Below are 12,431 nucleotides of genomic sequence, written 5' to 3'. Positions count from 1 at the left end.
AGAAGGCAACTGAGCGGTTTCGAGTTCGGAGGTTGGGCGATGGCGGGACCCCGAGTGGTCATCATCGGAGTGGGCGTCGTGGGAGCGGCCCTCGCGGATGAGATCTCCGCACGCGGCTGGACCGAAGTGACCGTGGTCGACCAGGGACCCCTCCCGGCCACCGGGGGTTCCTCCTCGCACGCACCGGGCCTGGTCTTCCAGACGAACGCCTCGAAGACCATGACGGAGCTGGCCCGCTACACCGTGGAGAAGTTCAGCTCCCTCGACGTGGACGGCAAGCCCTGCTTCCTCCAGGTCGGCGGTCTCGAAGTGGCGACGAGCCCGGAGCGCCTCGCCGAGCTGCGGCGCCGGCACGGCTGGATCACCTCCTGGGGCATCGAGGGGAGCCTGCTCACCGCCGACGAGTGCGTCGAGCAGCACCCGCTGCTCGACCGCGACAAGATCCTCGGCGGCCTCCTCATCCCCACCGACGGCCTGGCCAAGGCCGTGCTCGCCGTCGAGGCGCAGATCCGCCGGGCCACCGAGCGCGGTGTGCGCTTCCTCGCCCGCCACGAGGTCCTCGACATCAAGCAGAGCGAGGGCCGTGTCACCGGCGTCCTCACCGACCACGGCGAGCTCGACGCCGACATCGTCGTGTGCTGCGCCGGCATCTGGGGCCCGAAGATCGCCCGCATGGTCGGCATGAACCTCCCGCTGACCCCGCTGGGCCACCAGCTCGCCTGGACCGGACCCGTCCCGGCCCTCGCCGGCCAGACCGAGGAGGCCGTCCGCCCGATCCTGCGCCACCAGGACGCCGACCTGTACTACCGCGACCGCTACGACGGCCTCGGCATCGGCTACTACGGCCACCGCCCCATGCCGGTCTCAGCGGACGACATCCTCTCCGTGGACGAGGCCGAGGAGATGCCCTCGGTACTGAAGTTCACCGAGGAGGACTTCGAGCCGGCCTGGAGCGAGACACAGTCCCTGCTCCCGGCGACGCAAGAGGCGAAGGTCGAGGAGGGCATCAACGGCCTGTTCTCCTTCACCACCGACGGCTACCCGCTGCTCGGCGAGTCCCCTGAGGTCAAGGGCTTCTGGGTCGCCGAAGCCGTGTGGGTCACCCACTCCGCGGGCGTCGGCCGGGCCGTCGCCGAATGGCTGGTCGACGGCTACTGCTCCTCCTTCGACCTGCACGAGTGCGACGTCAACCGCTTTGAACCGCACCAGCTGTCCCCGGAGTACGTCCTGGCCCGCGACTGCCAGAACTTCGTCGAGGTCTACGACATCCTCCACCCGCTGCAGCCGTCCGGCGACCCGCGCCCGATCCGCACCAGCCCCTTCTACGCCCGCCAGCAGGGCCACGGCGCGTTCTTCCTGGAAGCCGGCGGCTGGGAGCGGCCCCAGTGGTACGAGGCCAACGCCTCCCTCGTCGAGGGCCGCGAGATCCCCACTCCCAACGACTGGGCCGCGCGCTACTGGTCCCCGATCGTCGGCGCCGAGGCCCAGGTCACCCGCGAGACCGTCGCGATGTACGACATGACGGCCCTCAAGCGCCTGGAGGTCACCGGCCCCGGTGCGGCGGCCTTCCTGGAGCGGCTGTGCACCGGCAAGATCGACAAGTCGGTCGGCTCGGTGACGTACACCCTGCTCCTCGACCACGACGGCGGCATCCGCAGCGACGTCACCGTCGCGCGTCTGGCCCGCGACCGCTTCCAGGTCGGCGCCAACGGCAACCTCGACCTCGACTGGTTCAGCCGGCATCTGCCCGCCGACGGCACCGTCCAGGTCCGCGACATCACCGCCGGCACCTGCTGCATCGGCCTGTGGGGACCGCTCGCCCGCACAGTCCTGCAGCCGCTGACCGACGAGGACTTCTCGGGCGAGGGCCTGAAGTATTTCCGCGCCAAGCAGGCCTACATCGGCTCGGTGCCCGTCACGGCCATGCGCCTCAGTTACGTCGGTGAACTCGGCTGGGAGCTGTACACCACCGCCGACCAGGGCCTGAAGCTGTGGGACACCCTGTGGGCGGCGGCCGAGCCGCTGGGCGGCATCATCGCCGGCCGGGGCGCCTTCAACAGCCTTCGCCTGGAGAAGGGCTACCGCTCCTTCGGCACCGACATGACCTACGAGCACGACCCCTACGAGGCCGGCGTCGGCTTCGCCGTCAAGCTCGACAAGGACGACTTCATCGGCAAGGCCGCGCTCCAGCTGCGCAAGGCCGACGTGCGCCGCAAGCTGACCTGCCTCACGATCGACGACCCGCAGGCCGTGGTCCTCGGCAAGGAACCGGTCTACGCCGGCGAGAGCGCCGTCGGCTACGTCACCAGCGCCGCCTACGGCTACACGATCGGCAAGGGCATCGCCTACGCCTGGCTCCCGGCCGAGCTCAGCACCCCCGGCACCACCGTGCACATCGGCTACTTCGACCAGCGCATCGAGGCGGTCGTCGCCGAGGAGCCGCTGTTCGACCCGACCATGTCCCGTCTGCGTGGCTGACACTCCGGAAGGAGCACCAACGGTGACCGCACAACTCCTGGACGGCAGGGCGACCGCCGCCGCCATCCGCCGCGAACTCGCCGAACGCGTGGCCAAGGTGACGGCCCTGACCGGCCGCCCGCCGGGCCTCGGGACCGTCCTCGTCGGCGACGACCCCGGCAGCCACGCCTACGTCGGCGGCAAGCACCGCGACTGCGCCCAGGTCGGCATCGCCTCGCTGCGCCGTGAGCTCCCCGCCGACGCCACCCAGCGGCAGGTCGAGGACGTCATCGACGAGCTGAACGCCGACCCCGCCTGCACCGGCTACATCGTTCAGCTCCCGCTCCCGCGCCACCTGGACGCGAACGCCGTCCTCGCCCGCATGGACCCGGCCAAGGACGCCGACGGACTGCACCCCGTCAACCTCGGCCGGCTCGTCCTCGGCACCGACGCCCCGCTGCCCTGCACCCCGCGCGGCATCGTCGAACTCCTGCGCCGCCACGACGTCCCGCTCGCCGGAGCGCGTGTGTGCGTCGTCGGCCGGGGCATCACCGTCGGCCGGCCCATCGGACTGCTGCTCACCCGCCGCTCCGAGAACGCCACCGTCACCCTCTGCCACACCGGAACCAAGGGCCTGGCCTGGCACACCCGCGAGGCGGACGTCGTCGTCGCGGCGGCCGGCTCACCCGGACTGATCACCAAGGACATGCTGCGCCCCGGCGCGGCCGTCCTGGACGTCGGAATCACCCGCACCGAGCAGGGACTCGTCGGCGACATCCACCCGGACGCCGCCGAGGTCGCCGGATGGCTCGCCCCGATGCCCGGGGGAGTGGGACCCATGACCCGGGCCATGCTGCTCGCCAATGTCGTCGAGGCCGCCGAGAGGAACGCGAACACCGTATGAACGCGCTGAACACGCCCCTGGCGGAGCTGGACCCCGAGGTCCACGAAGCCCTCCGCGCCGAGCTGCACCGCCAGCAGTCCACCCTGGAGATGATCGCCTCCGAGAACTTCGCGCCCACCGCGGTGATGGAGGCCCAGGGATCGGTCGCGACCAACAAGTACGCCGAGGGCTACCCCGGCCGGCGCTACTACGGCGGCTGCGAACACGTCGACGTCACCGAGCGGCTCGCCATCGAACGCGTCAAGTCCCTCTTCGGGGCCGGCTACGCCAACGTCCAGCCGCACTCGGGCGCCCAGGCCAACACCGCCGTCTTCTTCGCGCTGCTGAAGCCCGGCGACACCGTCCTCGGCCTCGACCTCGCGCACGGCGGCCACCTCACCCACGGCATGCGCATCAACTACAGCGGCAAGATGCTCAACGTCGTGCCCTACCACGTCTCCGAGGGCGACCACCTCGTCGACATGGACGAGGTGGAGCGGCTCGCCAAGGAACACCGCCCCAAGATGATCATTGCGGGCTGGTCGGCGTACCCGAGGCAGCTGGACTTCGCGGCCTTCCGAAGGATCGCCGACGAGGTCGGCGCCCTCCTCATGGTCGACATGGCGCACTTCGCGGGCCTGGTCGCCGCGGGACTGCACCCGAGCCCGGTCCCGCACGCGCACGTGGTCACCACCACCACGCACAAGACGCTCGGCGGGCCACGCGGCGGCGTCATCCTCACCAACGACGCCGACCTCGCCAAGAAGATCAACTCGGCGGTGTTCCCGGGCATGCAGGGCGGCCCGCTCGAGCACGTCATCGCCGCCAAGGCGGTCGCCTTCAAGGTCGCGGCCACCCCGGCCTTCGCGGAACGCCAGGCCCGCACCCTGGCCGGCGCGCACCTCCTCGCCGAGCGGCTCGGCCGCCCCGACGCGGCCGCGGCCGGCGTGAAGGTGCTCACCGGCGGCACGGACGTCCACCTCGTCCTCGTCGACCTGCGCGACTCGCCCCTGGACGGCAAACAGGCCGAGGACCTCCTGCACCGGATCGGCATCACCGTCAACCGCAACGCCGTCCCCTTCGACCCGCGCCCGCCCATGGTCACCTCCGGTCTGCGCATCGGCACGCCGGCCCTGGCCACCCGCGGCTTCAGCGAGGCGGACTTCGCCGAGGTCGCCGACGTCATCGCGCTCGCCCTGCAGCCCGAGCCGGACGTGTCCGCGCTGCGCGCCCGCACGGAGGCGCTCGCCGCCAAGCACCCGCTCTACCCGCACCTCTCGCACGACGGAGACGCCCGATGAGCCCCCGCACCCCCGGCGCCGACCTCCCCGACCACCCCGACTTCCTGTGGCGCAACCCCGACCCGAAGCCGTCCTACGACGTGATCATCGTGGGCGGCGGCGGACACGGCCTGGCCACCGCCCACTACCTGGCGAAGAACCACGGCATCACCAACGTCGCCGTGCTGGAGAAGGGCTGGCTCGCGGGCGGCAACATGGCCCGCAACACCACGATCATCCGCTCCAACTACCTGTGGGACGAAAGCGCCGGCATCTACGAGCACGCCCTGAAGCTGTGGGAGGGGCTGGAGGAGGAGCTGGACTACCCGATCCTCTTCTCCCAGCGCGGTGTGCTGAACCTCGCGCACAGCCTCCAGGACGTCCGCGACAGCGTCCGCCGCGTCGAGGCCAACCGGCTCAACGGCGTCGACGCCGAGTGGCTGGACGCGGACGGGGTCAAGGAAGTCTGTCCGATCGTCAACACCTCACCCGACGTGCGCTATCCGGTCCTCGGCGCCACCTACCAGCCGCGTGCCGGCATCGCCAAGCACGACTACGTGGCGTGGGGCTTCGCCCGCTCCGCGGACGCCGCCGGCATCGACATCATCCAGAACTGCGAGGTCACCGGCCTCGACGTGATCGGCGGCCGGGTCGTCGGCGTGCAGACCACGCGCGGGCCGATCGCGGCCGGCAAGGTGGCCCTGTGCTCGGCCGGCCACACCTCGGTCCTGGCCGCCATGGCCGGCATCGAACTGCCCGTCCAGAGCCACCCGTTGCAGGCCCTGGTCTCCGAACTCCTGGAACCGGTCCACCCGACGGTCGTCATGTCCAACGCCGTCCACGTGTACGTCAGCCAGGCGCACAAGGGCGAACTGGTGATGGGCGCCGGCATCGACGCGTACAACTCCTACACCCAGCGCGGCGCGTTCCACATCATCGAGGAGCAGATGGCGGCCGCCCTCGAACTCTTCCCGGTGTTCGCCCGCGCCCACGTACTGCGCACCTGGGGCGGCATCGTGGACGTCAGCCCCGACGCCTCACCCATCGTCGGCCTCTCCCCGGTCGACAACCTCTACCTCAACTGCGGCTGGGGCACCGGCGGTTTCAAGGCCACCCCGGGCGTCGGCTGGGTCTACGCCCACACCATCGCCCACGACACGCCGCACGCCCTGAACGCCCCCTTCTCGCTCGACCGTTTCACCACCGGCGCGCTCGTCGACGAGCACGGCGCTGCCGCGGTGGCCCACTAGGAGCCGACCCATGCTGCTGATCTCCTGCCCGTGGTGCGGGCCCCGCGACGAGGCCGAGTTCCACTACGGCGGCCAGGCCCACGTGCCCTACCCGGAGGACCCCGCCGCCCTCACCGACGAGGAGTGGGCCCGCTACCTGTTCTTCCGCGACAACCCCAAGGGCCCCTTCGCCGAACGCTGGAGCCACGCGGCGGGCTGCCGCAAGTGGTTCAACGCCGTACGCAACACGGCGACGAACGAGATCCTGGCGATCTACAAGACGGACGAACCTCGCCCGGAGACGCTGACGGGCCGCCCGACCACACCACAGCCGAGCGCGGAAACGCTCGGGGGGCGGTCGGTCACCCCTCAGCCGGGTCGGGCCACTCCAGCCCGTCTGGGGGCACCCCCTCCGGGGGAGTTCGAGGACGAGGCCGTTCAGGCCGAAGGGAGGTCCGGGGGCGCAACCCAGCCGTTCCGCACCCCCACCGGCGGCCGTATAGACCGCACCACCCCCCTCTCCTTCACCTTCGACGGCAAGGAATACCAGGGCTACCGAGGCGACACCCTCGCCTCCGCCCTCCTCGCCAACGGCGTCGTCCAGGCCGGCACCAGCATCAAACTCGGCCGCCCCCGCGGCATCTTCTCCGCCGGCGTCGAGGAACCCAACGCGGTCGTCCAGATCGAGGCCCCCTTCCCCGAGCCCATGCTCCCCGCCCCGGCCGTCGAGCTGTACGACGGCCTGGTCGCGAGCAGCCTCCCCGGCCAGGGCCGCCTCGCCACCGAACCCGACCCCGCCCGCTACGACGCCCTGCACGCCCACTGCGACCTGCTGGTCGTCGGCGCCGGCCCGGCCGGCCTCGCCGCCGCCGCGGCGGCAGCGGACAGCGGCGCCCGCGTCATCCTCGCCGACGACCAGCCGGAGCCGGGCGGCAGCCTGCTCGGCACCGGCGAGCACCTCGACTGGGTCGCCGAGACCCGGGCCCGGCTCGACCTCGCCCCCGAGGTGCGCGTCCTGCGCCGTACCACCGTCTTCGGGTACTACGACGACAACCACCTGCTCGCCGTCGAACGCCGCACCAACCACCTGGGCGCCGACGCCCCGGAGAACGTCTCGCGCGAGCGGGTCTGGCGCATCCGCGCCCGCCGCGTGGTCCTCGCGACCGGCGCCCACGAGCGTTCGCTGGCGTTCGGCGACAACGACCGTCCCGGCGTGATGCTGGCGGCTTCGGCGCGGACGTACCTGCACCGCTACGGGGTCGTCCCCGGCCGGCACGCAGTGGTGTTCACCACCAACGACAGCGCCTACGCCGCCGCGCTCGACCTGGCGGCGGCCGGTGTGAACATCGCGGCGATCGTCGACCCCAGGCCCGAGCCGGGGGAGTGGGCGCAGCGGGCTGGCGCCGCCGGGATCGAGGTGCTCGCCGGGCACGCGGTCACCGGTACGGAGGGCGGGGACCGGCTCACCGCAGTGACCGTCGCCCCGTTCGGACAGAGCGCCGGGCAGCGGGAGTTCGCCGTCGACCTGCTGCTGGTCTCCGGCGGCTGGAACCCGGTCGCGCACCTGTTCAGCCAGTCCGGCGGCAAGCTCCGCCACGACGACGCCCTCGGCACGTTCGTGCCCGACAGCGGCCGTCAGGCGGTCGAGGCCGCAGGCAGCGCCAACGGCGCCTTCGACGTCGCCACGGCCCTCGCCGAGGGCGCGGCGGCCGGGGCCCGCGCCATCGAGGCGGAGGGCTACACCGCCACCACGCCGGCGCTGCCGGCCGTGGCGGCGCAGCCGTACACCCCGCCGCTGCAGGTCTTCACGATCCCCACCCCCACCGGCGCCCCCCGGTTCGTCGACCTCCAGCGCGACGTCACCGTCGAGGACCTGGCGCGGGCCACCGGGGCGGGACTGCGCTCGGTGGAGCACACCAAGCGTTACACCACCGCCGGCACCGGCGGCGACCAGGGCCGCACGGCAGGTGTGCTGGCGAGCGGGGTCGTCGCCGAACTCCTCGGTGTGGAGATCTCGGCGCTGGGCCTGCCGACCTTCCGGCCGCCGTACACACCGGTGTCCTTCGCCGCCCTCGCCGGCCGCGACCGCGGGGTGCTGAGCGACCCGGTCCGCACCACCGCACTGCACGCGTGGCACGTCGAGCACGGCGCGCTGTTCGAGAACGTCGGCCAGTGGAGGCGGCCCTGGTACTACCCGCAGCCCGGCGAGGACATGGAGGCGTCGGTCCTGCGCGAGTGCCGCGCCGCCCGCGAGGGCGTGGCCTTCATGGACGCCTCCACGCTCGGCAAGATCGACGTGCAGGGCCCGGACGCCGGCGCGTTCCTCGATCTGCTCTACACCAACATGATGAGCACCCTGAAGGTCGGCATGATCCGCTACGGCGTCATGTGCCGCCCGGACGGCATGGTCTTCGACGACGGCACGGTCATCCGGCTCGCCCAGGACCGCTTCCTGGTCACCACCACGACCGGCAACGCGGCCGCCGTACTGGACTGGATGGAGGAGTGGCTGCAGACGGAGTGGCCCGAGCTGAAGGTGCACTGCACCTCCGTCACCGAACAGTGGGCCACCGTCGCCCTGGTCGGTCCGCAGTCCCGCGCGGTCCTCGGCTCCCTCGCGCCACAACTGGCCGTCGCCAACGACGACTTCCCGTTCATGGCGTGGCGGGAGACGACCGTGGCGGGCATCGAGGCCCGGGTCTGCCGCATCTCCTTCTCCGGTGAACTCGCCTACGAGATCAACGTCTCGCCGTGGGACGCCGTCGCCCTGTGGGAGGCGCTGTACGAGGCCGGCGCCCCCTACGGCATCACCCCGTACGGCACCGAGACCATGCACGTCCTGCGCGCCGAGAAGGGCTACCCGATCATCGGGCAGGACACCGACGGCACGGTCACCCCGCAGGACCTCGGTATGAGCTGGGCGGTGTCGAAGAAGAAGCCCGACTTCATCGGCAAGCGCTCCTACGCCCGCGCCGACACCCTCCGCCCCGACCGCAAGCACCTCGTCGGCCTGCTGCCCGAGAACCCGGCGGACTTCCTGCCCGAGGGCACCCACCTGGTCGCCGACAGCGAGCTGCCCGCGCCACCCGTGCCGATGCTCGGGCACGTCACCTCGAGCTACCGCAGCGCCGCGCTCGGCCGGGCCTTCGCGCTCGCCCTGGTCAAGGGCGGCCGCGAACGCATCGGCGAACGCCTCTACGCACCCGTCGGCGACCGCCTGGTCCCGGTGACCGTCGCCAGTCCCGTCCTCTTCGACCCCGAGGGAGCCCGCCGCGATGGCTGACACCGCCCTGACCGCACGGCAGCGCAGCCCCCTGGCACACGCCGCCGCCCGCCTGGCCGCCGCGACCCGCGCCTCCCGGGGCGCGATCCGCCTGGCCGAACTGCCCCTGCTGGCCCAGGTGAACGTGCGGCTGGACGCCAAGGGCCCGGCCGCGGACGCCGTCGGGCTCGCCCTGGGTCTCCAACTGCCTCTGGAACCCAACACCGTCGTCCACGCCGGGGAGATCACCGTGGTGTGGCTCGGCCCCGACGAATGGCTGGTGGTGGGCCGGCGCGGCACCCAGCGGGAGCTGGAGAGCCGGATCCGCGCGGCGGCCGGGGACGAGCACGTCTCCGTCACCGACGTCTCCGCCCAGCGCACCACGCTCCTGGTCGGCGGACCACGCGCCCGCGACCTGCTCGCCCACGGCTGCTCGCTGGACCTGCACCCGCGTGCCTTCGGCCCCGGACGCTGCGCCCAGACGACGCTGGCCCGCACCCAGGTCGTCCTGGTGGCCCGCGACGAGTCCCGGGCCGGTTTCTGGGTCCTGGTTCGTTCCTCCTTCGCCGGCTATCTGACGGACTGGCTGCTGGACGCAGCCGTGGAGTACCGGTGAAAGGCGAGGAGGCCATGACGACCCGGGCCGGGTCCCCGTGACCTACACGGCCCCTGCCGTCACCGCGTCCCGCCCGGGTCTGCCGGAGCTGTACCCGTCCGGGCTGCCGCGGCCCGGGCGGACGCTGGTGATGGGCATCGTCAACGTCACCCCCGACTCGTTCTCCGACGGCGGGCTCTCCTACGCCCCGGATGCGGCCGTCGCGCACGGCCTGGGGCTGTTGGAGCAGGGCGCCGACATCGTCGACGTGGGCGGGGAGTCGACCCGCCCCGGGGCGGCCCGACCGCCGGTGGAGCAGGAGCTGCGGCGGGTCCTGCCGGTCGTGCGGGAGCTGGCCGCGGCGGGGGCGATCGTCAGCGTCGACACCATGCGCGCCGAGGTCGCCGCCCGTGCCCTCGACGCGGGCGCACGGCTGGTCAACGACGTCTCCGGCGGCCTCGCCGACCCGGCGCTGCCCGCGCTGATGGCCCGAGCGGAGGTGCCGTACGTCGTCATGCACTGGCGCGGCCACTCCGCGGGCATGCAGGCCAACGCCGTGTACGACGACGTCGTGACCGACGTGGCCGACGAACTGCGCCTGCGGGTCGACGCCGCGCTGGAGGCCGGCATCCGGCCCGACCGTCTGGTCGTCGACCCCGGGCTGGGCTTCGCCAAGACGACCGAGCACAACTGGGAGCTGCTGGGCCGTCTCGAGGAGATCCGGGCGCTGGGCCTGCCCGTCCTCGTGGGCGCGTCCCGCAAGTCCTTCCTGGGCCAGGTGCTGGCCGACCCGGCGACGGGACGGCCGCGTCCGGCGCCCTTGCGGGACACGGCCACGGCCGCGGTCTCCGCCCTCGCCGCCGCACAGGGCGTGTGGTGCCTGCGGGTGCACGACGTGGCCGCCACGCTCGACGCGGTACGGGTGACGGCCCGCTGGGGCGCCGACGTCCGGCCCGCCCCGTAGGGGCTGCCCACCAGCGCCTCTGCACTGCCGGTGCGGGCAGGGCGCAGGCCCTGACGAGCACGATCAGGCAACAGCCGTCCCGCGGCACGACGGCATGACGGCATGACGGCGGGACGCCATGAGGGCATGACGGCAGGAGCGGGACCAGCACGATGGTGGGCCGCGAGGCCCTCGTTCTCGACGACCCGGTGGGCGAGTCGCTCCGTGGTCACCCCGCGCATCTGACCCGCCGGGCCGCGCGGCGGTCACCTGTCCGCCGGACGTCGCGACGTTCGCCGCGGTGTCCGCGGACCCGCACGAGGCGGCGCGGGCCGGCCCGGCCCGGCTGCTCGGCAGCGGGCAGCTTGCCGAACATGGTCAGCGCCGAAGCGGTCCCGCCGCCGGACCGGGAGCCGGTCTGGACCAGCGCGGTCCGCACCGGTCCCGAGGCGCGCGGGCCGGGTCACGACGTCCGCCCGGAGGGCCGTCGGCGGGGTCTGCTTCTAGCATCCTGTCATGGCAACGGAAACCACCCCGTCCGGCCCGGATCGACCGCATCCCGCCGCCGCAGCCCCGTCGGGGTCGGTCTTCGACACCGTCGTGGACCGCAGGAACTCCAACTCCATGAAGTGGGCCCGCGCCGACGAGTTCCTCGACCCCGACGAGGCCGCGGCGGACCCGCTGCCGATGTGGGTCGCCGACATGGACTTCCGGGCTCCGCAGGCGGTGCTCGACGCGCTCCACGAGGCCGTGGACCACGGTGTCTTCGGGTACCCGGGCGGCCCCACCGACGGCTACCTCGACGCCGTGACCAGCTGGCAGGCCAAGCGGTTCGGCTGGGAGGTGCCGCGCGAGTGGGTCCTCCCGACCGCCGGCATCATCACCACGCTCAAGACGGCCGTGCAGGCGTTCTCCGCCCCCGGCGACTCGGTCCTGATCCAGCCGCCGGTGTACGCGCACTTCCACGACGACGTACGGCTCAACGGCCGGCACCTCGCGTACGCCCCGCTGGAGCGGACCGACGACGGCTACCGGTTCGATCCCCGGACCTTCGAGGCCGCGATCCGCCCCGGCACGAAGCTGTTCGTCCTGAGCCACCCCCACAACCCGACCGGCAACGTCTGGACCGCGGAGGAGCTGACAGCCATGGGCGAGATCTGCGCCCGCCACGGCGTCCTCGTCGTCTCCGACGAGGTCCATCAGGATCTCGTCCTCAACCCGGCGAAGAAGCACGTCCCCTTCGCCTCGCTCGGCCCGCGGTTCGCGCGCAACAGCATCACGTGCACGTCCCCGAGCAAGACGTTCAACCTGCCGGGCCTGCAGAGCGCCAATGTCCTCGTGCCCGACGCGAGACTGCGCGAGGAACTGGCCCGCCAGTACGAACGAAACCTGTTCCCGCTGGTCAACGTGCTCGGCATGGTCGCCGCAGAAGCTGCCTACACCCACGGTGAGCCGTGGCTGGAGGAGTTGCTGATCTATCTGCGCGCCAACCACGCCCACTTCGCGCAGGCGGTCAACAACGGCACGTCGAAGCTGAGGGTCCTGCCGGCCGACTCCCTCTACCTGGCCTGGATGGACTGCCGGGGGCTCGGTATGGACGCCGAGTCGCTGGACGGGTTCATGCTGACCCGGGCGCGGCTGTGGCTGGACAAGGGGCAGAAGTTCGGCGTCGAGGGCCACGGCTACATGCGGGTGAACCTCGGCTGCCCCCGCGCCACGGTCGACGAGGCGATCCGGCGCCTGCTCACGGCGGTCACCGCCCCAGCCGGCGCCCGCGGATGA

General features: G+C 72.4%; 8 protein-coding genes. All 8 read left to right on the top strand.

Annotation, left to right across the window (positions count from 1 at the left end; genetic code table 11):
• Positions 1-39 precede the first annotated feature (39 nt).
• The 8 genes from ACZ67Q_RS15750 (at position 40) to ACZ67Q_RS15715 (ending at position 12,431) form a co-directional block, all read left to right on the top strand.
• The gene (locus tag ACZ67Q_RS15750; protein WP_471181735.1) at positions 40-2,478 is read left to right on the top strand and encodes a GcvT family protein; all 2,439 of its coding nucleotides are present in this window, start codon (positions 40-42) and stop codon (positions 2,476-2,478) included.
• A 22-nt stretch (positions 2,479-2,500) separates the two neighbouring features.
• Positions 2,501-3,361: a bifunctional methylenetetrahydrofolate dehydrogenase/methenyltetrahydrofolate cyclohydrolase gene (locus tag ACZ67Q_RS15745; protein WP_471181732.1), complete on the top strand. Its 861-nt coding sequence runs from the start codon at positions 2,501-2,503 to the stop codon at positions 3,359-3,361.
• Positions 3,358-4,641 carry a serine hydroxymethyltransferase gene (gene glyA / locus ACZ67Q_RS15740; protein ID WP_471181730.1) on the top strand — a complete coding sequence of 428 codons (1,284 nt, stop codon included), beginning with the start codon at positions 3,358-3,360 and terminating at the stop codon, positions 4,639-4,641. Before ACZ67Q_RS15745 ends, glyA begins: the two co-directional genes overlap by 4 nt.
• A complete protein-coding gene (locus ACZ67Q_RS15735) occupies positions 4,638-5,870 on the top strand; it encodes a sarcosine oxidase subunit beta family protein (protein WP_471181727.1) in 1,233 nt (410 codons plus the stop codon). The genes glyA and ACZ67Q_RS15735 overlap by 4 nt, the downstream gene beginning before the upstream one ends.
• Positions 5,871-5,880: 10 nt before the next feature.
• Positions 5,881-9,132, top strand: coding sequence for a sarcosine oxidase subunit delta family protein (locus ACZ67Q_RS15730; RefSeq protein ID WP_471181724.1), 3,252 nt, complete (start codon positions 5,881-5,883; stop codon positions 9,130-9,132).
• Positions 9,125-9,727, top strand: a complete 603-nt coding sequence (locus ACZ67Q_RS15725; protein WP_471181722.1) for a sarcosine oxidase subunit gamma — start codon at positions 9,125-9,127, stop codon at positions 9,725-9,727. Before ACZ67Q_RS15730 ends, ACZ67Q_RS15725 begins: the two co-directional genes overlap by 8 nt.
• A gap of 37 nt (positions 9,728-9,764) precedes the next feature.
• The gene (gene folP / locus ACZ67Q_RS15720) at positions 9,765-10,670 is read left to right on the top strand and encodes a dihydropteroate synthase (RefSeq protein ID WP_471181719.1); all 906 of its coding nucleotides are present in this window, start codon (positions 9,765-9,767) and stop codon (positions 10,668-10,670) included.
• Between the two features lie 495 nt (positions 10,671-11,165).
• The gene (locus ACZ67Q_RS15715; RefSeq protein WP_471181716.1) at positions 11,166-12,431 is read left to right on the top strand and encodes a MalY/PatB family protein; all 1,266 of its coding nucleotides are present in this window, start codon (positions 11,166-11,168) and stop codon (positions 12,429-12,431) included.

Source organism: Streptomyces sp. NPDC036813 (assembly GCF_055609245.1).
The sequence above is the reverse complement of the archived record's forward strand: the minus strand, read 5'-3'. Positions and strand labels throughout refer to the sequence as shown.